The organism is Devosia sp., assembly GCF_028290625.1.
Lineage (GTDB): Bacteria > Pseudomonadota > Alphaproteobacteria > Rhizobiales > Devosiaceae > Devosia.
In genome coordinates, this window is sequence record NZ_JAQGJM010000017.1 from 1 (window position 1) to 25,103 (window position 25,103).

Below are 25,103 nucleotides of genomic sequence, written 5' to 3' on the forward strand. Positions count from 1 at the left end.
GGGATTCTCGCCGCGCTCTGGCGGCTGTTCGGTGCGCAGCCGGTGGACTGGCTGGCGCACTTCCCGATGCTGTCGATCATTATCATCGTGTCCTGGCAGTGGCTGCCCTTCGCGATCCTGCTGCTGATGACCGCCATGCAGTCCCTCGACCAGGAACAGAAGGAAGCCGCCCGCCTCGACGGTGCCGGCGCCATCGCGATCTTCTGGCACCTGACCCTGCCGCACCTGGCACGTCCGATTGCCGTGGTGGTGATGATCGAAACGATCTTCCTGCTCTCGGTGTTCGCCGAAATCTTCACCACCACCAACGGCGGCCCCGGCTACGCCTCGACCAACCTCGCCTACCTGATCTACAACCAGGCGCTGGTGCAGTTCGACGTCGGCATGGCGTCCGCCGGTGGCTTGATCGCGGTGGTGATCGCCAACATCGCAGCCATCGTGCTGGTGCGCATGATCGGCAAAAACCTGACAGACAAAGCCTGAGGCCTGCGCCATGACCCTTCAACAATCCCGCCGTCTGCAAAGCCTGCTGCTCGGCACCCTGGCCTGGGCCATCGCGATCCTGATCTTCTTCCCGATCTTCTGGATGGTGATGACCAGTTTCAAAACCGAAATCGATGCGTTCGCCACGCCGCCGCAGTTCCTCTTCACGCCCACGCTGGAGAACTACCTGCACATCAACGAGCGCAGCGATTACTTCAGCTTCGCCTGGAACTCGGTGGTGATTTCGTTCAGCGCTACAGCGCTGTGCCTGCTGATCGCGGTGCCGGCGGCCTACTCGATGGCGTTCTACGAAACCAAGCGCACCAAAGGCACGTTGCTGTGGATGCTCTCCACCAAGATGCTGCCGCCGGTGGGCGTGCTGATGCCGATTTACCTGCTGGCCAAGAGCTTTGGCCTGCTCGATACGCGTATCGCGCTGATCGTGATCTACACGCTGATCAACCTGCCGATCGTGGTCTGGATGATTTACACCTACTTCAAAGACATCCCCAAGGACATCCTCGAAGCCGCGCGCCTCGACGGTGCCACGCTGTGGCAGGAAATGGTCCGGGTGCTGTTGCCGATAGCCAAGGGCGGTCTGGCTTCCACGGTGCTGTTGTCGCTGATCCTGTGCTGGAACGAGGCGTTCTGGTCCTTGAACCTGACTTCGTCGAAAGCCGCGCCGTTGACCGCATTGATCGCCTCCTACTCAAGTCCCGAAGGTCTGTTCTGGGCTAAGTTGTCGGCGGTGTCGACGCTGGCCTGCGCGCCGATCCTGATCTTCGGCTGGATCAGCCAGAAACAATTGGTCCGCGGCCTGTCGTTCGGCGCCGTGAAATGAATCAAAAGATCGCAGCCTTCGGCAGCTCCTACAAAGAGCGCCTGGCCAATGTGATCCCCCTGTAGGAGCTGGCGCAGCCTGCGATCTTTTGATCTTAAAGGCGCGCCCAACTGAATAACGACAAACGGAGGCCCACCATCATGGCCAACCTGAAAATCAAGAATCTGCAAAAAGGCTTCGAAGGCTTTTCCATCATCAAAGGCATCGACCTGGAAGTGAACGACCGCGAGTTCGTGGTGTTCGTCGGCCCGTCGGGCTGCGGCAAATCCACGTTGCTGCGCCTGATTGCCGGGCTGGAAGAAGTCAGCGGCGGCACCATCGAACTCGATGGCCGCGACATCACCGAAGTCAGCCCGGCCAAGCGCGACCTGGCGATGGTGTTCCAGACCTACGCCCTGTACCCACACATGAGTGTGCGCAAAAACATGTCGTTTGCCCTCGATCTGGCTGGCGTACCGAAAGCCGAAGTCGAGAAGAAAGTCGGCGAAGCGGCGCGCATCCTCGAACTCGGGCCGATGCTCGAACGTAAACCGAAACAGTTGTCCGGCGGTCAGCGTCAGCGCGTGGCCATCGGCCGGGCCATCGTGCGCAATCCGAAGATCTTCCTGTTCGACGAGCCACTGTCCAACCTCGACGCCGCCCTGCGGGTGCAGATGCGCCTGGAGCTGTTGCGCCTGCACAAAGAACTCAAAGCCACGATGATCTACGTGACCCACGACCAGGTCGAAGCCATGACCATGGCCGACAAGATCGTGGTGCTGCGGGCAGGGGTGATCGAGCAGGCCGGCGCGCCGCTCGAGCTCTACAACAATCCCAAGAACCTGTTCGTCGCCGGCTTCATCGGCTCGCCCAAGATGAACTTCCTCACCGCCACCATCGAAGGCGTCGACGGCACGTCGAGCCGGCTCAAGACTGCGGGCGATAACCTGACCCTGCCGCGCGCCGTGGCAGCGACTGCTGGCGATGGCGTTACGTTCGGCGTCCGCCCTGAGCACATCACCATCACCCAGGGCCAGGGCATCAAGCTGGCCGACGTGAAGGTCGACCTAGTGGAGAACCTGGGCGGCCAGACGCTGCTTTATACGACGACAGCCGATGGGCAGACCATGACCATTGTGCTCGAAGGCCAGCGCGAGGTGGCTCTGGGCTCCTCGGTCACCGCCTTTATCGATCCGGCCCGCATTCATCTGTTCAACGCGGCGGGGACTGCGATCTAAGCGGGAGGCACTGGCTCTCCTCCTCACCGGTCTTCCCGCGGGCTTGACCCGCGGGCCATTGACCGCTTGTGCCAGGCTGATGGAGGCCCGCGGATCAAGTCCGCGGGAAGGCCGGTGGGTGGGGATGGGTCAAGTCCGGGCTGAACGACTTAGCCTGCCTTCCTCGGTGCCTGCCTAACTGCCTTCCCAATCTGCTTGCCTAATCTCCCTGCCTTCGCATCGATGAGCCTTCAAAAAAGCGCCCGCTTCCAGCCGGCGCTCTTTTGTCGCACCCGGCTTGGCGCCGTTTTCCCGCCGCATATTGTTGCCAAAAGGTGAATCACGGGCCCGTGAATAGGGTCTGCAATCGATTTTGTTAGGGCTGGGCGTTCCCGGTTCAAGACAATTGGAGCGATTGGCTGCCCTTCACAATTTGCATGGCTCCCATGCAACAACTTTTACCCCATTGCCGCGTTGCCATTTTGCCGAAAAAGGTAAGCCGCGTCAGGTCTTGAGTAATTAGTTTGACCCATCCCGTCCCCGTTCCACGTCCCAGCCGCCGTCTTGTCCTGCAAGGCATCGGTGCCAGCATCGCCTTGCTCTCGACTACGGCGCTGACCGTTCCCGGTTTTGCCCAGTCCGAGGCGCCAGAAAGCTTTGCTTTCAGCTTCGATGATTTGAGCGCGCGCATGCGCGACACGGCCGCCGGGCCCTATGAACATGCGGCATTCAAGATGCCCGAATTGTTCGCCGGGCTGGACTATGACGCCTATCGGAAAATCCAGTATCGGCCAGGTCGCGGCAAATGGGCGGACCTCAATGCCGGCTTCCAGGTGCAGGCCTTCCATCTCGGCTGGCTGTTCCCCGAGCCGATCAAGCTTTATGAACTGGCTGACGGCAAAGCCACGCCATTCAGCTTCGCGTCGGCCGATTTTGAATATCATGATACCGCGCTGGGCGCCGAAGCCGCCAAGGTGGATTTCCCCGGTGTCGCCGGCTTCCGCCTCAACTATCCGCTCAATACGCCCGACAAGGTCGACGAGCTGGTCTCGTTCCTCGGCGCGAGCTATTTCCGCGCTTTGGGCCGCGACAATCTCTATGGCCAGAGCGCCCGCGGCCTGCTGCTGAATTCCTGGCTCGAAGGCCCCGAGGAATTTCCGCGTTTTTCCGAATTCTATCTGGAGCGTCCTATCGCCGGCGCGCCCCTGGTGCTGTATGCGGCGCTCGACAGCCAGAGCGTCACCGGCGCCTATCGCTTCGAGATCACCCCCGCCAATGACGGCCAGCAGGCCACCATCATGGATGTGACCGCGCGCCTGTTCTTCCGCAACGACGTGGAACAGCTCGGCGTCGCCCCGCTGACCTCGATGTTCCTTTATGCCGAAACCAACCGCAACCATTTCGACGATTACCGGCCCCAGGTGCACGACACCAACGGCCTGTCGATCACCCGCGAAACCGGCGAGACCATGTGGCGTGCGCTCGACAATGTCGCGGCGCGTGGCGACTCCTACTTCTGGGAAAACAATCCGCGCGCCTTCGGGCTCGATCAGCGCGGCCGCGATTTCGAGACCTATCAGGATGCCGGCGCGCATTACGAATTGCGCCCATCCGCGCGGGTCGAGCCGGTCGGCGATTGGGGCCAGGGCAATATCCGGCTGATCGAAGTACCGTCCACACTCGAGGTCGACGACAATATCGTTGCCTTCTGGGTTCCGGCCGATCCGGTCAAGGCCGGGCAGGAGCGTGAATACCGCTACAAGCTGCTCTGGGGCAATCTGGTGCCCGATGGTAAGGCGCTGGCCTATGTGGTGGAGACCCGTGCGGGCGCCGGTGGCGTCTCGGGCGTCACCAATGCCCACAATTTGCGCAAATTCGTGGTCGACTTTAAAGGCGGCGAATTGGAGAGCTGGAACCCCGAGACGCCACCGGACGTTCTCGCAAACGTGTCCAGTGGCACCATCAAAACATCCACCGTATCCAAGATCGCCGCCAACGGCGTCTGGCGTCTGGTGATCGATGTGGAAGCGTCCGGCGAACCGGCGCCCATGGAACTCAAGGCTTATCTTGTCGGGGGCGGCAAGCAATTGACAGAAACCTGGCTCTACCAGTGGAGAGCGGAAGTATGAAATACGACACGGACCTGATTTTTGCCAACGCCCTACCGAACGCCCCCATGTCCATGCCCAAGCAGCGGCTTGAGCGGCGCCATACGATGATGGCGACCCTGCGCAACATGCTGGCAGTACTGCCCTGGCTGTGACGTACGCTGTTTTTGCCATGACTGACGCCTGGGGCACGCCATGATGCGGGCCGCTTTGACACGCACTGGCGCCCTTGGCGCGGCCGCCGTGCTCAGTTTGCTGGGCGGCTATGTGTTTCTCGGTTTTTCCAGCACCGGCGGCATTTCGCCGCTCGATGTGCTGCGCACCGCGCTCGTCGTGCTGTCCGGCTTCTGGCTGGTCTGGGGCGGCGCTGCCGGCATTATCGGCCTGTTCGTGCGTCATCGCGCGCCATCCTTCGATGCGCAGCAAACGCCGCGCGGCCTGACCGCCATTCTGGTGCCCATTTATAACGAGGATCCGCTGGTCACCTTCGCGCGCGTCGCGGCGATGAACCGCAGCCTGCGCACCCTGGGCATTCACGATCGCTTTCACATCGCCATCCTGAGCGACACCACGGCGCTGGAAGTGGCGGCCATGGAAGCCGTCTGGTTTCAGCAACTGGTGGCCGAGCCCGATAGCGCCGGGCGCATTTTCTACCGCCGCCGCGAGCAGAATATCGGCAAGAAGGCCGGCAATATCGAGGATTTCGTCACGAGTTCCGGCGGCGCCTACGATTACATGCTGATCCTGGATGCCGACAGCCTGATGGAAGGCGCCACTATCGGCGAGATGGCGCGCCGCATGGATGCCGATCCGGACCTGGGGCTGCTCCAGACCCTGCCCAGGATCATCAATGCGCGCTCCTTTTTTGGCCGCTCGATGCAGTTCTCCTCGGCCTACCTGTCGCCGGCCTTTTCGCGCGGCGCCTCGGTGTTGCAGGGCAATGAGGGGCCCTATTGGGGTCACAATGCCATCGTGCGCGTCTCGGCCTTCGCCGCCAATTGCGGCCTGCCGGTGCTCTCGGGCAAGCCACCCTATGGCGGCCATATCCTCAGCCACGATTACGTCGAGGCGGCGCTTTTGGCGCGCGGCGGCTGGAAGGTGCATCTCGATCCCTTCCTCGGCGGCTCGTTCGAGGAAGGCCCGGAAAATCTGGTCGAATACGCCAAGCGCGATCGCCGCTGGTGCCAGGGCAATTTGCAGCATCGCCGCCTGATGTTCGCGCCCGGCCTGCGACTATGGAGCCGCTTCATCTTCTTGCAGGGCATCATGGCCTATCTGGCCTCCCCGCTCTGGCTGGTGCTGATGGGTGTCAGTATCCTCGCCGCCATGATGCCCGAGCCGGCAGCGCGCCCGGCTTCGGAATTGTTCATCGACGGCGTCTGGTCGCTGGCCGCCGGCGTGGCGCTGCTGCTGGTGCTGCCCAAGGTGCTGATCCTGATCCGCGGCGTCTTTGACCGTGAAAATCGCCGCTTCGGCGGCACGCTGCGGGCCGGCTTCTCGGTGCTGCTGGAAATCATCTTTTCCACGCTTCTGGCACCCATCCTGCTGATGCTGCAGAGCCGCGCCGTCATGCAGGTGCTGCTCGGCCTCGATGGCGGATGGCCCGCTACGCAACGCTCGGAAAATCACCTCGATCTGCGCGATTCTTTTGCCAATAGCTGGTGGATCATGCTGATCGGCGCCGTCACCATGCTGGCGACGCTGGTGTTTGCGCCCAAGATCGCGCTCTGGGTCGCGCCCGCCATGCTGCCGGCGGTGTTCGCGCCGGTGCTGATCTCGGTCAGCTCGCGCGTGGCGACCGGCAAGCGGGCGCCGTGGTTCTTCCTGACTGCGTCCGAGCAGACGCCGTCAGCCGTTATCACCGAGCATCACAATATCATGGCGGCCTGGAGCACCCAGGGTCCGCTGGAGCCGATCATTATGGTCGAGGCGCGGCGAATAGCCGAGCAAGTCAATGCTTGACGCCATCCCGCGCACCTGGGAGCGCATGGGTGCCGGCTGGACCAACCTGGTCACCGATACGCCCAGCATCGATATCGACGGCATTCCGGCCAAGCGCGATGCGCGGCTCGACATGTTCCGCGGCCTGGCGCTGGTGATGATCTTCATCAATCACGTTCCCGGCACGGTGTATGAAAATTTCACCAGCCGCAATTTCGGCTTTTCCGATGCGGCCGAAGCCTTCGTGTTCATGTCGGGCCTGGCGGCGGGGCTGGCCTATTCGCCGCGCTTTCGCACCGGCTCGTTCTGGCTGGCCACCGCCAAGGTCTGGGCCCGCTCGCGCCACCTCTATTATATCCACCTGACCATCACGCTGTTGTCGCTGGCCATCTTCGCCGCCGCCGCCCTGTGGTTCGGCCAGCATGATGTTCTGACCAAGAACAATATACCGCGTCTTTTCAGCGAGCCGCTGGCGACCATTATCGGCATTCCGCTGCTGACCCACCAATTGGGTTATCTCAACATCCTGCCGCTCTACATCACCCTGCTGCTGGCGACGCCGCTATTCCTGTGGGTGGGGCTGCGGCGACCGCTGTTGCTGCTCGGCGCCTCGGTGGCGCTATGGGCCATTGCGGGCCAGTTCCGCCTCAACCTGCCCAATTATCCCACCGCCGGCGGCTGGTTCTTCAATCCGCTATCCTGGCAATTGCTGTTCGTCACCGGCCTGCTCTGTGGCGCCGCGATGAAGCAGGGCAAGCGCTTCTTCCCCCGCACCAAGCTGCTGTTCGGGCTGACGCTGGCCTGGGTGGTGGTGGCGCTGCTCTGGGTCAAGCTGCCGATGTTCGGCAGCGCCGGCATGGCCATGCTCGGCGCCATGAACAAGGCCGGACTGCCATTTTATCTCACCTGGTTCGACAAGACCTTCCTGGCCCTGCCGCGCCTGTCGCACGCTCTGGCGCTGTTCTATGTGGTGGCCTCGATCACCGCGATCCGCCAGTTCGCCAGCGCCAACTGGACCGCGCCGTTCCGCTTGCTCGGCCGCCAGGGCCTACCGGTCTTCGCCTTCGGCACCGTGCTGTCCATGGTGCTGCAGGCCATCAAGGCGCCGTTGGAAAACGATCCGCTGGTGGATGGCTTGCTGCTGGCCGCGGGGCTGGGGCTGCAACTGGCGCTGGCCTGGGTCCTAACCCGTACCGCCGAAATGACCCGCGCCCGCGCCGCCGCGGCTATCGCCTGACGGGCATCTGCGTCACCCGCGCATAAGAGTCCGACCGAGGTCGCGGATCGCCTGGCGAATGCGCGCCAATGCGGCGGCGACATTTTCGGCGAAGGTCGGCGGATCCTGATAATCGCGCAGCATCCGCTCCGCCCAGCGATAACCTTCCCGAATGATCAGACGCTCGTCGAGCGGCAAGCCGATGGATGGAACTCTCACGCCAACCTCCTGCGCATGGTTTATGAAACCTTAACGCGGGTGGAGCGGAGTGTGTGGGGAACTTGATTTTATGGTTATCGCGGGAGGGCGAGCGCTTCCGTCTTCCGCGCCCGGAAAAACAAAAAGGGTCCCGAAGGACCCTTTGTCACCAAGCCTTTGCCAGGACTTGGTAGTTGGAGCGGGCGATGGGATTCGAACCCACGACCCTAACCTTGGCAAGGTTATGCTCTACCCCTGAGCTACACCCGCACTCCATTCATCGACACTGCCTTGGCACTGCCGCGATGCGCGCCTATATGCCCAATCGAACATTCGATTGCAACCCATAATCTCACCTGCCGACATCTTGTCTCCACAGGGACTTGTCAGCCTGGGGTTTTGGGGCGCAAAAGATCGCTTCCGACAGTACCGCACAGCCGCAGAAGGCCCTTTGCATGTCCACTCCTTTCAATGGTGCAGCCGCTCCGGCCGCCAATGCCGTGCCCGCCGGGGCGCTGATCAAGAATTCGACCGACGCGGCCTTTAAGGCCGACGTCATCGATGCGTCGCTCGATACCCCCGTGCTGGTGGATTTCTGGGCGCCCTGGTGTGGCCCCTGCCGCGCCCTGACCCCGGCGCTGGAAAAGGTCGTCAACGAGAAGGCCGGCGCCATCCGGCTGATCAAGATCAATATTGACGAGAACCCTCAGATCGCCGGCCAGCTCGGCATCCAGTCGATTCCAGCCGTGTTCGCCTTCTCGGGCGGCCGTCCAGTCGATGGCTTCATGGGCGCCATGCCCGAGACCGAAGTGCGCAGGTTTGCCGAAAAGGTGATCGCCGGCGCGCCCGTGCCGGCCCCCGCCGAAGACTCGATGGAAGACCAGATCAAGGCCGCGGTGACCGCCGCTGACGAGGCGCTGGCCACCGGCGATCTTGGCCGCGCCGCGCAGATCTACGGCATGGTGGTGCAACACGTGCCCGATCATGCGGCGGCCCTCTTGGGCCTCGCCAAGGTCTACTTCGCTGCCGGCGAGCCCGACCAGGCCCAGACCACGCTGGACCTGCTGTCGCTCGAAGCACGCACCGGCGCCGATTACACCGCTTTGGTCAATTCGCTGCGCCTGCTGGCTGAGGCCGCCGGCCTGTCGGAGGCCGCGACGCTGGAAGCTGCCTTGGCCGCCAATCCGGACGATCATCAGGCCCGCTTCGACCTGGCGGTGGTGCTCAATGCCGAAGGCAAGCAGGTCGAGGCCGCCGAGGCGCTGGTGACGCTGTTCCGCAAGGACCGCACCTGGAACGAAGACGCCGCCCGCAAGAAGCTGCTCGAACTGTTCGAGGCCTGGGGCCCCAAGGACCCGGCCACGCTCAAGGGCCGTCGCCTGCTGTCGGCGGCATTGTTCTCGTAAGGAGTGTCATGCTCAAGCGCCCTGCTTCGCCAGCCGACCTGCCCAAGAGCGTTCCGGTCTTTCCATTGACCGGGGCGCTGCTACTGCCATTCTCGCATCGCCCGCTCAACATTTTCGAGCCGCGCTATATCGATATGGTGGACGCGGCCCTGCGCGGCGATCGCTTGATCGGGCTGATCCAGCCCGAGGACACCTCCGAGGAAAGCCCCAAGGGCCGCTCGCCCTTGCAGTCCATCGGGTGCCTGGGCCGGCTGACGCATTTCGAGGAAAGCGGGGAGGGGCGCTATTTCATCATTCTGGAAGGCATTACCCGCTTCAAGATTTTGCATGAGCTGACAGTGATGACGCCCTACCGGCAATGCGTCATCGCGGCCGATGGTTTCGCGGCCGATTTCGAGCGCGAATATGGCGAGGACGCCGTCGATCGCGAGCGCTTCGTCAAGATGATGCGCGACTATGCCGAATTCGCCAATATCGATCTCAACTGGGAAGAGATCGAGCAGACAGGCACCGCGGACCTGGTCAATTTCTGCTGCATGGTCTCCCCCTACGGCGCCGCCGAAAAGCAGGTGCTGCTGGAAGCCCAGACCCTTGAACAGCGCGCCGAAACCCTGATCGCCATGACCGAATACGAAATGGCGCGCGGTGGCAGCGACAAGCCCAATACGCTGAACTGATGGCCCCGCCCGATCCGCGCCACGCGCTCGATGTCAAAACGCTGGAAATGCTGGTCTGTCCGCTGACCAAGACGCGGCTGACGCTGTCGGGCGACAAGACCGAGCTGATTTCGGTGGCCGGGCGTTTGGCCTTCCCCATCAGCCGCGGCGTGCCTCTGCTCAGCCTCGATGAGGCGCGCAGCATCGATCCCGACGAGCTGAAACGGCTGACCGCGCCACAGCTTTGAGCCTGCCTGACCCGGAGCTGAGCCTTGGCCGCAAGCAATCCCACCGTCGCCGTCATCACCCCGGCCTTTGCCGCCATGGGCACGCTCGTCACCACGGTACGCAGCGTATTGGCGCAGACCTATCCGCACTGGGAATTGGTGATCGTTTCCGATGACGGGGTGGACTATCTCAGGTTTCTGGCCGAGCACGGCATCGCCGACAAACGCATCAGCCAGTTGAGTAGCGGCAAAGTCGGGGGCGGGGCATCGGCGGCGCGCAACTTGGCGCTGGATGCGATCACCGCGCCTTATGCGGCGATTCTGGATGCCGACGATCGGCTCAAGCCGCAAAAGCTGGAGCGGGCAGTGGCGGCGCTGGAGCATCATGGCATCGTCACCACGGCGCTCGACGTGATGGACGAGCAGTTCAACCATTTACGAGATGTGGCGGCCGGACCCGATGGGGAGATGACGCCCGGCGCGCACAAATGGGTCAATGTCTCGATGGATTCGATGATTGTCTGGGATCGCGCCAGGGCCGATGCCCGCTACGATCTGACCATGAGCAACATGACCGATCTGGAATTGCTGCTGCAACTGTATCGCACCGTGCCGGCCTCGTTCCATCTCGGCACGCCGCTGCACGACTACATCAAGCGCGACGGATCGATGAGCAATGGCGAAAAGACCGCGGCGGGCATGGTGGCCAGCAAGACCACGCTGCTGCAGCGACTGGGGAGCGGCTATTACCCGCTAGCGCCCGGCGGGGTCGAGGGCATGGTGGATTTCCTCACCGTGTCGCTGGAGGCCGAAAGGCACTACGGGGCGGCGCTTGCAGCCCAGCCCGGCCTACTGTTCGAAGATCATCTGGAGCCGCGGCTGGCGGCAGCAAAACAGGCGGCCCCCTGAGGAGCCGCCCGATGGTCAGACCCAGGGCGCGATTTAGAGCACGTAGAGGGTCACATTGGTACCGTTGCCGCTGATGCCGACGACGTCGGATGGCGCATAGCCCTGCGCGGCGAGGGAGTTGGTGATGTACTTGTTGTCAGTGATGCGGTTCTGCAGTGCCGCATTGTCGGTCTCGATCTTGAGGAACTGGGCGTCGGTCGGGGTGACCGTCTCGATGGTGGCGTAGCTCGCATCGGTGAGAGTATTGAGCGCATCGAAGCCGCCCATGGCATCGGCCGGATTGGCATAAGCGGCCGAAGCGCCGATCATCAGGGTTGCGGTCAGGGCGATAAGCTTGAGGGTTTTCATAATGGTTTCCTTGGGTTGGGTGACGCTCGGCTGCTGTCGAACTCGCTAGGAGATACGCGACCGTTCCCGGTAAGTTTCGCTATTGTGGTGTTTTGACGAACACTGATTTGTGACGGTTCGCAGTGGAACTATATTGGGAGTGGTGGTGCTCGCTCCGGCAGCGGCCGTTGACTAGGTCTGAGCCAGGTCTGAGCAAGCCCTAGTACAGCCTCCCCACCGCTCTTCCCGCGGACTTGATTCGCGGGCCTCTCTCAACCCGGCACAAACGTCGAGAGGGCCCGCGGATCAAGTCCGCGGGAAGGACAGCGGTGCGTGGGGAAGGCCTGAGGGAAAGACCGGGCTCATCTGAAGCCAAGGCTCAAGGCAAAAAACAGGCGGCTCCCTGTGGAGCCGCCCGACGGTCAGAGCTGACAGCTAAACGCCTAGAGCGCGTAAAGCGTGATGTTGCTGCCGGTGCCAGTGATGCCAATGATATCGGATGGCGCATAGCCCTGGGCCGCGATCGTCGCCGAAATTGCGTGGTTCTGGCTGATCAGGGCCTGCAGCGCCGCCGTGTCGGTATCGATCTTGAGCGAACGGGCTTCGCCGGGGTTGACCTTGAGAACGGTGGCGTACTGGGCGTCGCTCAGGGCGCTGAGGGCATTAATGCCGCCGCGGTCACTGTGGGGACTGGCATAGGCGGCAGTAGCGCCGGCCAGCAGCGTTGCGGTCAGCACGATGATCTTGAGGGTCTTCATGATAGTCTCCATAGCTTGTATCGCTCGGCTCTTGTCGAACTCGCAGACACAACGCGATAGGCCTGACACAGGTTTCCTGATTATGTCGTTTTGAGTGAACACTCATTTGTGTCGGTTCATTGCTAAACGTTAATGCGTCGGCCAGCTTGGGCGCGCTTCACAGGCTCTTGCCTTCTCCCCCTATTCCCCCTATAGACGCCACTTCTCCGGACCGCCCGGCCAACAGGCATGCCGTGGCGGTCTTTGAAAGCGATAGGCCCTCAAGCTTATCTTTGAACACCAAGGACCCGCAAAATGCCCAAGATGAAGACGAAATCTGGCGCGAAGAAGCGTTTCAGTTTCACAGCGACTGGCAGAGTCAAAGCAGGCGTGGCCGGCAAGCGCCACCGTTTGATCAACCATTCGGCCAAGTACATTCGCACCAATCGCGGGACCAAGATCCTGCAAAAGGGTGATGAAGGTCTGGTCAAGTGGTACATGCCCTACAATCGCTAAGAACGCTGAAAGGAAGCTGACACATGTCACGCGTTAAAAGAGGCGTTACCAATCACGCCCGTCACAAGAAAGTTCTCAAGGCTGCGGAAGGCTATTATGGCCGCCGCAAGTCCACGATCCGTATCGCCAAGCAGGCCGTCGAAAAGGCCGGCCAGTACGCGTATCGCGATCGTCGCGTCAAGAAGCGCAATTTCCGCGCCCTGTGGATCCAACGTATCAACGCCGCCGTGCGTGATTACGGGCTGACCTATGGTCGATTTATCGACGGCCTCAGCAAGGCTGAGATTGCCGTCGACCGCAAGGTGCTCTCCGATCTCGCGATCACCGAGCCCGCAGCGTTCGGCGTGCTGGTCGAAAAGGCCAAGACTGCTCTCGCGTATCTGGAATCGGTTGATGCCGTGACCCATGCCCGCGTGACCGCCGCCTAATCTGCCGCCCTCGCTGAGGTCAAAAATTGCGCCTTGCGCCGCCCGTTGAGGGCTGGCGCGGGGCGTTTTTGTTTGCTCTAAACACCCGCGCTTTCCTACGGAACCTTGCCATGTCACTCGATAGTCAGATCGACGCCCTCCGCACCGAGCTTGCCGCCGCCATCGCGGCCGCGACCGACGATGCCAGCCTCGATGCCGTGCGCGTCGCCGCTTTGGGCAAGAAGGGCAGCGTTTCGGCACTGCTGGCCTCGCTCGGCAGCATGGCGCCCGAAGAGCGCAAGAGCGCCGGCCCGGCCATCAACGGGCTCAAGAACGAGATTGCCGGCCTGATCGAGGCGGCCAATGCCGCGCTCAAGGGCGCGGCGCTCGAGGCCCGCCTCAAGGCGGAGACAGTGGACATCACCCTGCCGCTGCAGCCGGCGCCGACCGCGCAGGGCCGCATCCACCCGATTTCGCAAACCCTGGATGAAATCACCGCCATCTTCTCGGATATGGGCTTTTCGATCGCCGAAGGCCCCGATATCGAGACCGACTATTTCAACTTCACCGCGCTCAATTTCCCCGAAGGCCATCCGGCGCGGGAAATGCACGACACCTTCTTCATGAAGCCCGGCCCGGACGGCGTGAAGAAACTGCTGCGCACTCACACGTCGCCGGTGCAGATGCGCGTCATGCAGCTCGGCAACGAAAAGCCGGCCGCCAGCTATATCACGCCCCGTATGGACCCACCCATTCGCGTAGTCATTCCCGGCCGCACCTATCGCAATGACAGCGACCAGACCCATACCCCCATGTTCCATCAGGTCGAGGGGCTGGTCATCGACAAGTCCAGCCATATCGGCCAGCTCCGCTGGGTGCTGGAGGAGTTCCTCAAGGCCTATTTCGAGGTGCCCAACGTCACCTTGCGCTTCCGTCCGAGCTTCTTCCCGTTCACCGAGCCGTCGATGGAAGTCGACGTGCAATGCGATCGCTCGGGCAGCGAGGTCAAAATCGGCGAAGGCAGCGATTGGCTGGAAATCCTCGGCTGCGGCATGGTGCATCCCAATGTCATCCGTAATGCCGGGCTCGATCCGGACGTGTACCAGGGCTTTGCCTGGGGCATGGGCATTGATCGCATCGCCATGCTGAAATACGGCATGCCGGACCTTCGTGCGTTTTTCGACGCGGACCAGCGCTGGCTCGATCACTACGGCTTCCGCCCACTCGACCTGCCGACGCTGTTCGGGGGGCTGAGCCAGTAGGATGAGCTGGACCGAGCTGTGGGGGATTACGGGCGATATGGCGGCGGTGGAGCGTGAGCTTGGCCTCACGCCCGCCCGGTATCGGGCGACCTATACTAATGAAGTCGTGGTGCTGCCCGATCCACATTATCCAAGCCAGCGGCAGAGTTTTCGCATCCAGCTGTTGACTGACGAGGCCAGCGGCAAGGTGTGGAAATTTGCCCTCGATGAAATCACCAACGGCGTTTACGCGCTGATCTACCAGCCATTCGGAAACCCAAATTGACCGAAGAGCCAGTCCCCAACCCGATCTTCGTCGTCACCGACATCGAGGCCGATGGCCCGACGCCACTGCATTCCTCAATGCTGAGCTTTGCCTCGGTGGCCGTGGATGCGGCGGGCAATCGCTATGGCGAGTTCGAGGCGAACCTGTTGCCGCGCGCGGACCGCAAGCCCGATGAGACGACCATGGCCTGGTGGCAGACCCAGCCCGAAGCCTGGGCGCATGCGACGCATGAGGCCGAGCCCGCCGAGATCGTCATGCCGCGCTTTGCCGATTGGGTGGATAGCCTGCCGGGCCCGCATGTGTTCGCCGCCGCGCCGATGATTTTCGATGGCCTATGGATGGACCATTATCTCGATCTGTTCGCCGGCACCCGCGTGCTCGGTGGCCCGTTCAAGACGCGACAGATTTTCCGCGGGGGCGGCGTCTGCCTCTACACCATGGCCGGGACTTTGCGCGGCGCGCCCTACCTGAACTGGGGCATGCAGCGCGCGCCGGCCGAGTGGTATGGCCACATCGTGCATTCCCACAAGGCCATCGACGATGCCCGCGGCTTCGCCAATGTGCTGGTCAAACTGTTCGAATTGTCTGCGGCACTGCCGCGTATCGACGCTACCGAAAGCATGTACCAATGAAATTCACCCTCGACTGGCTCAATGACCATCTCGATACCGATGCTTCGGTCGATGAGATTTCGACCACGCTGACCACTGTCGGCCTCGAAGTCGAAGGCGTCGAAAACCAGGGCAAGCGCCTCGAAAAGTTCGTCATCGCCCAAGTGGTGAAGGCCGAGCCGCATCCCAATTCCGACCACCTCAATATCTGCAAGGTGGATGCGGGCACGGGCGAGTTGATCGACGTGGTCTGCGGCGCCCCCAACGTCGTAACCGGCATGAAGAGCGTCTTCGCCTTCCCCGGCACCTATATTCCGGGCAAGGATTTCGAGCTCAAGGGCGGTGTCGTCATTCGCGGTGCGCCCTCCAACGGCATGCTGTGCTCAGCCGCCGAGTTAGAGCTCAGCAACGACCATGACGGTATCATCACCCTGCCGGACGATGCGCCGATCGGGACCAAATATGTCGACTATGCCGGCATCAATGGCGTGGTGTTCGATATCTCGATCACCCCCAATCGCGGCGATGCCACCGGCGTCTATGGCGTAGCTCGCGATCTGGCTGCTTTCGGCATCGGTACGCTCAAGACGACCGACATGTCGCCGGTGCCGTCCAAGGGGCCGAGCCCCATCGCGCCGCTGCCGCATCAGTTCGATGCCGACGAGCCCAAGGCGATCCGCAAGTTCGGCGGTCGCTATATCCGCAATGTGAAAAACGGGCCCTCGCCGGCCTGGCTGCAGGCGCGGCTGCGTGCCGTGGGGCTGCGGCCCATCAATGCCATCGTCGATATCACCAACCTGGTCTCGCTCGGCTGGGGCCGCCCACTGCATGCCTATGACGCTGACAAGATTGTCGGCGCGCCGGCGTTGCGCAACGCCAAGCCGGGCGAACAGTTCGATGCGCTCGACAACAAGATTTATGCGCTCGACGAGACCATGACCGTCATCGCCGACGACCTTGGCGCGCTCTGCCTTGGCGGCGTGATGGGCGGCATTCGCTCGGGCACGACTGACGAGACGGTCAACGTGTTCATGGAATGCGCCAGCTGGGACCCCGAATTGATCGCCCGCACCGGCCGCAAGACTGGCATCATCTCCGATGCCCGCTACCGGCTGGAACGCGGTGTCGATCCGGCGCTGACCGAGCCGGGGCTGGAACTGGCCACGCGGCTGGTCCTGGAACTGTGCGGCGGCGAGCCGATGGAACCGGCGATGTCGGGCGAGGACGTCTTCGCCAATACGGTGGTGGAATTCCCCTTCAACGAGGTCAAGCGGCTGACCGGGCTGACGGTTGAACCCTTCATCGCGACGGCGATCCTCAGCAAGCTCGGCTTCGAGATCGAAGGTCGCGGCGAGGTGGTGACCGTCAAGGTGCCGAGCTGGCGCCCGGACGTGACCCAGAAGGCGGACTTGGCCGAAGAAGTCATGCGCATGGTGGGCGTCGACAATATCCCCGTCGAGCCCCTGCCGCGCCTCAATCACGTGGCGCAGCGCATGCTGACCACGATCCAGAACCGCCGCCGCATCGCCCGCCGGGCCTTGGCATCGCGTGGGCTGGACGAGGCGGTGACCTGGTCGTTCATTTCGCATGATGAGGCCGTACGGTTTGGCGGCGGGCAGGAAACGCTGCAACTGGCCAATGCCATCGCCGCCGACATGACCGACATGCGGCCGTCGCTGCTGCCGGGGCTTTTGGCTGCTGCGCGGCGCAACGGCAATCGCGGGCTGGCCGATCTGGCGCTGTTCGAAGTCGGCCAGGTGTTCTTGTCCGATGCGCCCGAGGGGCAGCATACCTATGCGACCGGCATTCGTACCGGCACGGCCAAGCTGAGTGGCTCGGGCCGGCACTGGGACGGCAAGGCCACACCGGTGGGCGTGTTCGATGCCAAGGCGGACCTTGCCGCGGTGCTCGACGCGCTGGGCGTCGATATCGAAAAAGTGCAATTGCTGGCCGAGCCGGCGCCATGGAGCCATCCCGGCCGCGGTGGGCGCATTGCGCTCGGGCCGAAGGTGACGCTGGGCTGGTTCGGCGAACTGCATCCGGCCTGGATTTCCGAACTGGACCACGAAGGGCCGATTTCGGCGTTCGAGATCGACCTCGATGCGCTGCCCGAGCCGAAGAAAAAGCCGACCAAGACCAAGCCAGCGCTGGACCTCTCGGCACAAATGCCGCTGAGTCGCGATTTTGCCTTCGTGGTGGATAAGGCTGTGACGGCTGCCGTCATCCTTCGCGCGGCGCGGGGAGCCGACAAGGGCCTGATCACCGATGTGAATGTGTTCGACGTGTTCGAGGGCGCGCATGTCGGCGAGGGCAAGAAATCTGTCGCCATCGCGGTGACGCTGCAACCCAAGGACAAGACGCTGACCGACGAGGAAATCGACAAGGTTTCCGCGGCGATTGTCGGCGCGGTAACGAAGAGCACGGGTGGGGTGTTGCGGGCTTAGTCCCGCTTGCGCGATGCAGCTCCTCCCCCTTGACGGGGGGGGTTGGGTGGGGGTGTTCGGAGCCACAATGTTGGGATCGGGGCCAAACGTCCCCCCCACCCTTGATCCCTCCCCGCAAGGGGGAGGGTGTCGACTGGACAGTCCGGCGGATGGACAAGTCAGTCTCCACCCGCTCATATCCCGCCCATGGACTCCACCACCCGATTCCCTGACGTGATGCTGCTGGCCGCCGGCCTCGGCACGCGGCTGCGGCCGCTCACCGAAACCGTGCCCAAACCCCTCGTCCCCGTCGGCGGCATTCCGCTGATAGAGCGCGTCATGGCCAATGCCCGCGCGGAGGGGGCCAAGCGGTTCGTCGCCAATGCGCACTACTTGCCCGACCAATTGCTGGTGCATTTTGCCGGTGGCCTCAAGATTTCCCGAGAAGAAACGCTGCTCGGCACCGGCGGTGGGGTGAAATACGCGCTGCCCATGCTGCACGCGGATCCGTTCTTCGTGATGAACACCGATGCCTTCTGGCCTGCCGGCAGCGATGCGCCGCTGGGACGGATGATTGCCAAGTTCGATGCGGAGGAAGACGCCGAAATCGTGCTGCTTTGCGTGCATCCGAGCCGGGCCACCGGCTTTTCCCGCAGCCACGATTTCTGCCTCGACCCGTTCGGGCGGGTGACGCGCGACTATGGTGCGCCGGTGATCTATGGCGGCGTGGCGCTGGTGGCAAAGTCGGTGTTCGCCGACACGCCTGACGGCGCATTCTCCTTCTATCCGCTCATCGAAGCGGCGCTGGAGCGGGAGACGTTGTTCGGCGTCGCGCTCAATGCGCCCTGGCACCATGTCGGGGATGCCAAAGGGCTGGCTGATGCCGAGGCCGCGTTGGCATGACGCTATTCTCCATCGCTCCGCACGCAAAGTTCCTCGCGACGCTGGCCGATCGCGTGCTCGACGGCGCGCTGCTCAATGGTTGGGACCGCACCGGCCCGTTCTGGCTGAGCGACATCACCATCGTGGTGCCGACGCGGCGCGCCAAGCTGGCGCTGGCGGAGGATTTTGCCCGGCGCGGCACCGGGCTGCTGCCCGATATTCGCACCTTTGGTGGACAGGTGGAGGATGAAGAACCCTTCTTGCCGCCATTCGATCTGCCGGTCTTGCCGGGGACGGTCTCGACGCTTGAACGGCGGCTGGTGCTGAGCTGGCTGGTCTCGGCCTGGGCCAAGACCGCCAAGGGGCAGCAGGCATTCGCCAATCCGCCCAATGCGGCCGAAATTCTCGCCATGGCGGAATCGCTGGGCGGGTTGCTCGACGATTTGACCACGCAGGATGCCGGCGCCAGCCAGCTTAACGGCATTGTGCCCGACGATCTGGCGGAGAATTGGCAACAGACGCTGGAATTTCTCAAGATCGTACTCGGCTATTGGCCTGAGCGGCTTAAAGCCACTAACACCGCCGACGCGGCGCATCTGCGGAACCTGCGGCTCGACCGACAGGCGGCCGCCGCGGCTCTGGTCTATGGGGACCGGCCGGTGATTGCCGCCGGTTCGACCGGCTCGATTCCGGCGACAGCGCGGCTGCTGGCGGCCATCGCCGGACTGCCGCGTGGATCGGTCGTCTTGCCGGGCTTCGATACCAGCCTGACCGCGCAAGGCCATGCCGACCTGCTCAACAACGCCAAGAACCCACACGGCCATCCGCAATATGGCATGGCCAAGCTGCTGCGGGCACTGGGGGCGGGCGTTGGCGATGTGATCGAACTGGCCGCGGGCGAGGCCGAGCGCACCACGCTGCTCCGACGCGCGCTGGCGTTGACGGATGACACCGCGCTATGGGCCGGACAGAAACTGACGCAGCCGCAACTGGACTGCGCCATCGAGGGAATGAGTCTGATCAGCGCCCGCACCGAGGACGAGGAAGCCCGCGCGGTGGCGCTGGCGGCGCGTGATGCGCTGGCGCAAAGCCGAACCGTGGGCGTCATCACGCCCGACCGGAACCTGGCGCGGCGCATTGCGGCGGAGCTGGGGCGTTTCGGCGTCACCGTCGATGACGCGGCCGGCGTGCCGCTGTTCCATTCGGCAGCGGGACGGTTGGCGCGGCAAGTCCTGGCGCTGGCGGTCAATGGCTGTGGCGCGGTCGACCTGATGGCGCTGCTGCGCAATCGTGCGGCGCTGTTCGGGATGGAGCGCGAGCAGATTAACGTGTTGGCGGACAAGATCGAGCTGGGCTTGCTGCGCGGGCAACGTGCCAGTCCGGGGCTGGATGGGCTGCGCCGGCTGCTCGACGCCAATATTTCCGGGGCCACCAAATATCCGTCCCGGCGTCTCTACGAGACGGACCGGCAAGAGATCACTGGTCTCTTCGGGCGGATCGAGGCGGCTTTGTCGCCGCTGCTGGTGCTGCTGGAGAAATCCGAAGCCGATTCGGGCCGCTTCGGCGCAGCACTGATGGCGGCATTCGATGCCGTGGCGGATGGCGCCCAGCTGCCCGGCCGGCGCGAGCTGAATGACTGGGCCATCGAGCTCAAGAACCAGAAGGGCGAGGGGCTGAAATTCCTGCCGCGCGGGCTGGACAATGTACTTGCCGCCCTGATGCTGGGGTTTCAGGTGCGCACTGTCGAAATCCGCAGGCAGGATATTTTCATCTGGGGGCAGCTCGAAGCACGGCTGCAAAATCCGGACCTGCTGATTCTGGCTGCGCTCAACGAAGACAAATGGCCCGAACCGGCCGATCCGGGGCCGTGGCTCAGCCGCGGCATGCGGCTGGCCGCAGGGCTGGAGCCGCCCGAGCGGCAATCGGGTCTCGCCGCGCATGACTTCGCGCAGGCCATGGGCAATGGCGCGGTGATCGTGGCCTATTCCGAACGGCTGGGCACCAGCCCGGCGATTGCCTCGCGACTGGTGCAGCGGCTGGAGGCCTTTGCGGGCGACAAGGCCGCAAAGACCATGCGTGCCAAGGGTCAGCGCTGGCTGGAGGCGGCGCGGCAGTTGGATGCGGTGGCGGAGGTTCGCCAGGCCGCTCCCCCGGCCCCAAATCCGAGCGCCGACCTGCGGCCCAAAAAGCTCTCGGTGACGGAGATCGAGACGCTGATGCGCTCGCCCTACGATGTCTATGCCAAGCATGTGCTCGGGCTGCGGCCGATGGACAGACTGGGCGAAAATCCCGATGCGCGCGAGCGCGGCAATATCATCCACGACATCTTTGCCCGCTTCGTCATCGAGGGCCGGGACGTCATGGCGCCCGATGCGCTCGACAGGCTCAATGCCATGGCGGTCGAGGGCTTTGCCGGGCTCGACGCCATTGGAGAGCGCCGCGATATCTGGCTGCGTCGCTTCGATACGGCCGCAAGGTTCTTTCTGGAATTCGAGCGTGAGCGCAACGAGTGCGTGAAACTGCGCCATGCCGAGATCGACGGGATCTGGAAGCTGCCCTCTGGCTTCACGCTGACCGGGCGCGCCGACCGGGTCGACGAAATGGCCGATGGCACGCTGGAAATCATCGATTTCAAGACCGGATCGCCGCCGACGCCGGGGGTAATGAAGGCCTTCGAGGCGCCCCAATTGCTGCTGGAGGCAGCGATGGGCGCGGCGGGCGCGATGCAGGCTATTGCCCCCGCGGACACCAGTGCGCTGACCTATGTGAAGGTTGGGCTAGGCCCCGAGGCCTTCGTGCCCAAGGATTTTACGCTGGCCGATGAATTCGGGCTGATGGACGCAGCCGACGAAGCCAGCCGGCGCATGCAGCGCCATGTCGAGGTGTTCCTGTTCCACGACACGCCGATGCTCGCGCGCATTCTGCCACTGCCGAACCAGCGCTTTGCCGGCGCCTATGAGCATCTGGCGCGCATGGCGGAATGGACCGCGATCGATGGCGAGGAGGACGAGCTGTGAGGGGCAAGCTCGATATTCCGGCGGAAACGCTCGCCAACCAGGCCAAGGCGGCCGATCCGGCCTGGTCGATCTGGGTGGAAGCCAATGCGGGCTCGGGCAAGACCCATGTGCTGACCCAGCGCGTGCTGCGCCTGTTGCTGGCCGATGTGGCGCCGCAATCGATCCTATGCCTCACCTACACCAAGGCGGCCGCGGCCGAGATGCGTCGCCGGGTGTCCGGGCTCCTGGCGAGCTGGGCGATAATGCCGCCGGCGGAGTTGGAACTCGAACTGCGCAAGGTGGTTCCCGGCGCCATTGATGACGATTTGCGCGCGCTGGCCCGCACGCTCTTTGCCAAGGCGCTGGAGACGCCGGGCGGGCTCAAGATCGTCACCATCCACGCTTTTTGCGAATCGGTGCTGCACCGGTTTCCGCTGGAAGCGGCGGTGCCGTTCGATTTCAGCGTGATCGAGGAGGAAGAGCGGGCCGGCATGGTGCTGGCGGCGCGCGAAATGGTGCTGGCCAGCGGGCTCAAGGGGGGAGCGCATGCCGAGGCAGTCGAGACACTGTTCGGCCTGCTGAGCGACTTTTCCATAGCCGAAGCCATCGATGCGGCCCTGGCCGATGGGCGCAAGCTCAAGGCCGTGCTGGCCGACCGAGCTGGGGCGAAGGCGCGGCTGCGGGCGCTGACCGGATTCGACAATGGCCCCAGCAGTGCGCGGATTGCCGAGATGATCGTGGGCGAGCGACTGGTGGGGCAAGCCGAAGTGGCGCGGCTGCTGGTGATCACGACGCCCAAGGTTGGTGGCAACCGTTTTGAGGATCGGCTGGCTCGACTCAATGTCCGCCTGCCGACGGCGGCGCACTGGATGGGGGCCTTTCTCAAGGATGACGGCACCGTGCCGTCGCGCTTCCCCGTCAAGGCGGTGAGCCTGACCGATCCGGCCTTGGCGGAACTGCTGCTGGCGGAGGCGGAGCGGCTGGCGCACCTGGCGGCGCTGCGACGCCATGCGCTGCTGATCGAGCGCAGCGAGGCCGTGCTCGACGTGGTGGGGGCAATTTCGGACAATTACGAAGCGCGCAAGCGGGCCCGGGCACTGCTGGATTTTGACGACCTGGTGCAAAAGCTCGGCGACCTGTTCGAGAATTCCGAGCTGGGGCCGTGGGTGCAATACAAGCTCGACGCGGGGATAGACCATATCCTCGTGGACGAGAGCCAGGACACCAATCCCGAGCAATGGCGCGTGGTGCGGGCGATTGCCGACGAATTCTTCCGTGGCGCCAGCGCGGTGCAACGGCCGCGCTCGCTGTTCGCGGTGGGTGACCAGAAGCAGTCGATCTATTCGTTCCAGGGGGCCGAGCCGGCTTTGTTCGGGGAAACCGGGCAGTTGTTCAAGGACCTGGCAGCCGACGCCAAGCGCGATTTTGCCTGGCTGCCGCTGCATACCAGTTTCCGGACTTTGCGCGGCATTCTGGAGGCGGTCGACAAAGTGTCCGACCGCGAGGATATCCAGCAGGCGTTGCTCTCGACCGAGAAAGTGCATCACGATACGGCCCGCTCCGAGCCCGGCGGCATGGTGACGCTGTGGCCGCCGCTGCAGCAATTGGCCAGCATCATCCAGCCCGGCGAATGGCCCACCGAGCCGGTCGACGCCGAACGCACCGCGCCGCGTCAGGTGGCCGAGCGCATCGCAGGTGAAATTGCCGACTGGATCGCCACGGGCCGGCCATTGGCCAATCGGGGCAAGGCCGTCACGGCCGATGATGTGCTGATTCTGGTGCAGTCGCGCAACGCGCTGTTTCAGGAAATCATCCGCGCGCTGCGGCGGCGGAATATTCCGACGCCCGGAGCCGACCGGCTCAAGGTGACCGGCCATATCGCGGTGCTAGACCTGCTGGCCCTGTGCGATGTGCTGCTCAATCCGGCCGATGACCTGCAACTGGCGGCGCTGCTGCGCTCGCCGCTGTTCGATATTTCGGAGGATGAGCTGTTCGCGCTGGCCCAGCCGCGTGCCAAGAATGAAACGCTGTGGCAGGCGCTGCACACGTGCGTGCTGCCGGAATGTATAGTGGCATTCGAAAAACTATCGCGCTGGCGTAGGCAGCTCGATTTCGAGCGGCCGTTCGAATTCCTCGCGGCGGTGCTCTATGCCGAGGGTGGGCTCAAGCGGTTTCATGCTCGGCTTGGCACCGAGGTGGATGAAGTATTCGCCGAGCTGCTGGAATTGGCGCTGGGCCACGAGCAGACCGAGCAGCCCAGCCTGCAAGGCTTTGTGGCCGAAATGCGCGCGCGCGATGTGTCGATCAAGCGCGAGCTGGCCGAGGCCGGTTCGGGCGTGCGGGTGATGACCGTGCATGGCGCCAAGGGGCTGGAAGCGCCGATCGTGATCCTGGCGGATGCGGCCAGCAAGCCGGCCGGCCGGCAGGTTAGCAAGCCGCTCTATGTGCTCGCCGAAAGCCCGGGGCCGTTGCTGATCCATGCCTCGGGCGAAAAGAACCATGTGCCGCAGACGCTGGCGCAGCGCGATATCTTCAAGGCTAAGCAGGAGCAGGAATACTGGCGCAAGCTCTATGTCGGCATGACGCGGGCCGAGGATGAGCTGTACGTCACCGGCGCGCTGACAGCCGGGCGTGATGCAGGGGGACAGCTCAAGGGCACCTGGTATGAGGCCATCGAGGGCGCCTTGCGGCCGCTGGCGCAGAGCGTTGTCGATGCCGAGGGCAAGGAGACGGCGCTGATCTATCCGCTGGTGCGGCCCGCACCGAAGCCGGTGGAAGCGGCGGTGCATCCTGCGCCGCCAATCGATATCGCCACCGCTCTGCAGCCCCTCCCGGCTTATGCGGCGCCAGTCGTCATCAGCCCGTCATCGGTGCACGTGAGTGCCGGGATGACCGTGTTCGATAGCGCAGCCGAGCGGGTGGCCGATGCCGATACCTCGCGCAAGAGCGGCATTGCGCTGCATGCCCTGCTGCAGCATTTGCCCAAGCTCGATCCGGCCTTGTGGCCGGTGGTGGTGCCCAAGGCCATGCCGGTGCTGCTGCCGGCCCTGCCCGGGCAACACCAGGCCGTGGGCGACAAGGCCATCGCTATTTTGGCGCGCCCCGAGCTGGCCCATGTCTTTGGCACGAGCAGCCGCGCCGAGGTGGCCTTCGCCCTTGATGTGCTGCGCGGCGGAGCGCCGGTGCAACTCGCGGGCCGCATCGACAGGCTAATCGTTGACGACTCTAGTGTATTGGTGGTGGACTACAAATCGGACGCGGCCGCTCCCGCGGAACCCGAACAGGTGCCACAGAATTATCAAACCCAGTTGGGACTTTATGCGCTGGTTGCAGGTCAGCTGTTCCCCGGCCGTACGGTGCGGGCGGCCATCCTGTGGACTGCATTGGAATCGTTGATGGAATTGCCGCCGGCGTTGCTGGCGGAGGCTGCCGCGGGCTTCACCCTTCGGTGACACAACTTGAAGACAGGCTGGACTCGCACCAGCTTTTGGATCAC

General features: G+C 63.6%; 23 protein-coding genes and 1 tRNA gene. 20 read left to right on the forward strand and 4 right to left on the reverse strand.

The window, feature by feature from the left end; genetic code table 11:
* From JWR51_RS09045 to JWR51_RS09075, 7 genes are all read left to right on the forward strand, one after another.
* On the forward strand, positions 1-483 hold a 483-nt coding region (locus JWR51_RS09045), incomplete at its 5' end, for a sugar ABC transporter permease (RefSeq protein WP_299746493.1).
* A 10-nt stretch (positions 484-493) separates the two neighbouring features.
* The gene (locus JWR51_RS09050) at positions 494-1,324 is read left to right on the forward strand and encodes a carbohydrate ABC transporter permease (protein WP_111450004.1); all 831 of its coding nucleotides are present in this window, start codon (positions 494-496) and stop codon (positions 1,322-1,324) included.
* 137 nt (positions 1,325-1,461) lie between these two features.
* A complete protein-coding gene (ugpC, locus tag JWR51_RS09055; protein ID WP_299746598.1) occupies positions 1,462-2,541 on the forward strand; it encodes a sn-glycerol-3-phosphate ABC transporter ATP-binding protein UgpC in 1,080 nt (359 codons plus the stop codon).
* A gap of 503 nt (positions 2,542-3,044) precedes the next feature.
* Positions 3,045-4,649: a glucan biosynthesis protein G gene (locus JWR51_RS09060; protein ID WP_299746500.1), complete on the forward strand. Its 1,605-nt coding sequence runs from the start codon at positions 3,045-3,047 to the stop codon at positions 4,647-4,649.
* Positions 4,646-4,783 carry a hypothetical protein gene (locus tag JWR51_RS09065; RefSeq protein ID WP_299728740.1) on the forward strand — a complete coding sequence of 46 codons (138 nt, stop codon included), beginning with the start codon at positions 4,646-4,648 and terminating at the stop codon, positions 4,781-4,783. Before JWR51_RS09060 ends, JWR51_RS09065 begins: the two co-directional genes overlap by 4 nt.
* Positions 4,784-4,823: 40 nt before the next feature.
* A complete protein-coding gene (gene mdoH, locus JWR51_RS09070) occupies positions 4,824-6,590 on the forward strand; it encodes a glucans biosynthesis glucosyltransferase MdoH (RefSeq protein WP_299746501.1) in 1,767 nt (588 codons plus the stop codon).
* A complete protein-coding gene (locus JWR51_RS09075; protein WP_299746504.1) occupies positions 6,583-7,806 on the forward strand; it encodes an OpgC domain-containing protein in 1,224 nt (407 codons plus the stop codon). The genes mdoH and JWR51_RS09075 overlap by 8 nt, the downstream gene beginning before the upstream one ends.
* A gap of 12 nt (positions 7,807-7,818) precedes the next feature.
* On the opposite strand, the gene JWR51_RS09080 is transcribed toward JWR51_RS09075, so the two are convergent.
* Complete coding sequence (locus tag JWR51_RS09080) at positions 7,819-8,004, reverse strand: hypothetical protein (RefSeq protein ID WP_299746506.1); 186 nt, start codon at positions 8,002-8,004, stop codon at positions 7,819-7,821.
* 174 nt (positions 8,005-8,178) lie between these two features.
* A tRNA-Gly gene (locus JWR51_RS09085) sits at positions 8,179-8,253 on the reverse strand.
* A gap of 185 nt (positions 8,254-8,438) precedes the next feature.
* Between JWR51_RS09085 and trxA the strand changes: the two genes are divergently transcribed.
* The 4 genes from trxA to JWR51_RS09105 are packed head-to-tail and all read left to right on the forward strand — an operon-like array spanning position 8,439 to position 11,181.
* Positions 8,439-9,389 carry a thioredoxin gene (trxA, locus tag JWR51_RS09090; protein WP_299746509.1) on the forward strand — a complete coding sequence of 317 codons (951 nt, stop codon included), beginning with the start codon at positions 8,439-8,441 and terminating at the stop codon, positions 9,387-9,389.
* 8 nt (positions 9,390-9,397) lie between these two features.
* Entirely contained in the window at positions 9,398-10,066 is a 669-nt protein-coding gene (locus JWR51_RS09095; RefSeq protein WP_299746512.1) for an LON peptidase substrate-binding domain-containing protein, read from the forward strand.
* Positions 10,066-10,293 (forward strand): Trm112 family protein, encoded by a 228-nt coding sequence (locus JWR51_RS09100; protein ID WP_299746514.1) that lies wholly within the window; start codon positions 10,066-10,068, stop codon positions 10,291-10,293. The genes JWR51_RS09095 and JWR51_RS09100 overlap by 1 nt, the downstream gene beginning before the upstream one ends.
* A 24-nt stretch (positions 10,294-10,317) precedes the next feature.
* Positions 10,318-11,181: a glycosyltransferase family A protein gene (locus JWR51_RS09105; RefSeq protein WP_299746516.1), complete on the forward strand. Its 864-nt coding sequence runs from the start codon at positions 10,318-10,320 to the stop codon at positions 11,179-11,181.
* 33 nt (positions 11,182-11,214) lie between these two features.
* On the opposite strand, the gene JWR51_RS09110 is transcribed toward JWR51_RS09105, so the two are convergent.
* The gene (locus tag JWR51_RS09110; protein ID WP_299746518.1) at positions 11,215-11,529 is read right to left on the reverse strand and encodes a hypothetical protein; all 315 of its coding nucleotides are present in this window, start codon (positions 11,527-11,529) and stop codon (positions 11,215-11,217) included.
* A 422-nt stretch (positions 11,530-11,951) separates the two neighbouring features.
* On the reverse strand, positions 11,952-12,266 hold the full coding sequence (locus JWR51_RS09115; protein WP_299746521.1) for a hypothetical protein: 315 nt from the start codon (positions 12,264-12,266) through the stop codon (positions 11,952-11,954).
* Between the two features lie 294 nt (positions 12,267-12,560).
* Between JWR51_RS09115 and rpmI the strand changes: the two genes are divergently transcribed.
* The 9 genes from rpmI (at position 12,561) to addA (ending at position 25,059) form a co-directional block, all read left to right on the forward strand.
* Entirely contained in the window at positions 12,561-12,761 is a 201-nt protein-coding gene (gene rpmI, locus JWR51_RS09120; RefSeq protein ID WP_299728768.1) for a 50S ribosomal protein L35, read from the forward strand.
* Between the two features lie 23 nt (positions 12,762-12,784).
* Positions 12,785-13,189 carry a 50S ribosomal protein L20 gene (gene rplT, locus JWR51_RS09125; protein WP_299728771.1) on the forward strand — a complete coding sequence of 135 codons (405 nt, stop codon included), beginning with the start codon at positions 12,785-12,787 and terminating at the stop codon, positions 13,187-13,189.
* Positions 13,190-13,299: 110 nt separating this feature from the next.
* Positions 13,300-14,430, forward strand: a complete 1,131-nt coding sequence (gene pheS / locus JWR51_RS09130; protein WP_299746524.1) for a phenylalanine--tRNA ligase subunit alpha — start codon at positions 13,300-13,302, stop codon at positions 14,428-14,430.
* 1 nt (position 14,431) lies between these two features.
* Positions 14,432-14,695 carry a hypothetical protein gene (locus tag JWR51_RS09135; RefSeq protein ID WP_299746526.1) on the forward strand — a complete coding sequence of 88 codons (264 nt, stop codon included), beginning with the start codon at positions 14,432-14,434 and terminating at the stop codon, positions 14,693-14,695.
* Positions 14,692-15,327 carry a 3'-5' exoribonuclease gene (locus tag JWR51_RS09140; protein WP_299746529.1) on the forward strand — a complete coding sequence of 212 codons (636 nt, stop codon included), beginning with the start codon at positions 14,692-14,694 and terminating at the stop codon, positions 15,325-15,327. Before JWR51_RS09135 ends, JWR51_RS09140 begins: the two co-directional genes overlap by 4 nt.
* On the forward strand, positions 15,324-17,750 hold the full coding sequence (gene pheT, locus JWR51_RS09145) for a phenylalanine--tRNA ligase subunit beta (protein ID WP_299746531.1): 2,427 nt from the start codon (positions 15,324-15,326) through the stop codon (positions 17,748-17,750). Before JWR51_RS09140 ends, pheT begins: the two co-directional genes overlap by 4 nt.
* Before the next feature lie 186 nt (positions 17,751-17,936).
* Positions 17,937-18,632: a nucleotidyltransferase family protein gene (locus JWR51_RS09150; RefSeq protein ID WP_299746532.1), complete on the forward strand. Its 696-nt coding sequence runs from the start codon at positions 17,937-17,939 to the stop codon at positions 18,630-18,632.
* A complete protein-coding gene (gene addB, locus JWR51_RS09155; protein ID WP_299746535.1) occupies positions 18,629-21,628 on the forward strand; it encodes a double-strand break repair protein AddB in 3,000 nt (999 codons plus the stop codon). The genes JWR51_RS09150 and addB overlap by 4 nt, the downstream gene beginning before the upstream one ends.
* Entirely contained in the window at positions 21,625-25,059 is a 3,435-nt protein-coding gene (gene addA, locus JWR51_RS09160; protein WP_299746538.1) for a double-strand break repair helicase AddA, read from the forward strand. The genes addB and addA overlap by 4 nt, the downstream gene beginning before the upstream one ends.
* Positions 25,060-25,103: the final 44 nt, after the last annotated feature.

Excerpts from the sequence above, each read along its gene's own strand:
- JWR51_RS09050 (WP_111450004.1), top strand. The coding sequence starts at position 494 with ATGACCCTTCAACAATCCCGCCGTCTGCAAAGCCTGCTGCTCGGCACC.
- JWR51_RS09115 (WP_299746521.1), bottom strand. The coding sequence starts at position 12,266 with ATGAAGACCCTCAAGATCATCGTGCTGACCGCAACGCTGCTGGCCGGC.
- rplT (WP_299728771.1), top strand. The coding sequence starts at position 12,785 with ATGTCACGCGTTAAAAGAGGCGTTACCAATCACGCCCGTCACAAGAAA.
- JWR51_RS09135 (WP_299746526.1), top strand. The coding sequence starts at position 14,432 with ATGAGCTGGACCGAGCTGTGGGGGATTACGGGCGATATGGCGGCGGTG.
- mdoH (WP_299746501.1), top strand. The coding sequence starts at position 4,824 with ATGATGCGGGCCGCTTTGACACGCACTGGCGCCCTTGGCGCGGCCGCC.
- pheS (WP_299746524.1), top strand. The coding sequence starts at position 13,300 with ATGTCACTCGATAGTCAGATCGACGCCCTCCGCACCGAGCTTGCCGCC.
- JWR51_RS09100 (WP_299746514.1), top strand. The coding sequence starts at position 10,066 with ATGGCCCCGCCCGATCCGCGCCACGCGCTCGATGTCAAAACGCTGGAA.
- JWR51_RS09110 (WP_299746518.1), bottom strand. The coding sequence starts at position 11,529 with ATGAAAACCCTCAAGCTTATCGCCCTGACCGCAACCCTGATGATCGGC.
- trxA (WP_299746509.1), top strand. The coding sequence starts at position 8,439 with ATGTCCACTCCTTTCAATGGTGCAGCCGCTCCGGCCGCCAATGCCGTG.
- JWR51_RS09095 (WP_299746512.1), top strand. The coding sequence starts at position 9,398 with ATGCTCAAGCGCCCTGCTTCGCCAGCCGACCTGCCCAAGAGCGTTCCG.
- JWR51_RS09075 (WP_299746504.1), top strand. The coding sequence starts at position 6,583 with ATGCTTGACGCCATCCCGCGCACCTGGGAGCGCATGGGTGCCGGCTGG.
- JWR51_RS09150 (WP_299746532.1), top strand. The coding sequence starts at position 17,937 with ATGGACTCCACCACCCGATTCCCTGACGTGATGCTGCTGGCCGCCGGC.
- addB (WP_299746535.1), top strand. The coding sequence starts at position 18,629 with ATGACGCTATTCTCCATCGCTCCGCACGCAAAGTTCCTCGCGACGCTG.
- JWR51_RS09065 (WP_299728740.1), top strand. The coding sequence starts at position 4,646 with ATGAAATACGACACGGACCTGATTTTTGCCAACGCCCTACCGAACGCC.
- rpmI (WP_299728768.1), top strand. The coding sequence starts at position 12,561 with ATGCCCAAGATGAAGACGAAATCTGGCGCGAAGAAGCGTTTCAGTTTC.
- pheT (WP_299746531.1), top strand. The coding sequence starts at position 15,324 with ATGAAATTCACCCTCGACTGGCTCAATGACCATCTCGATACCGATGCT.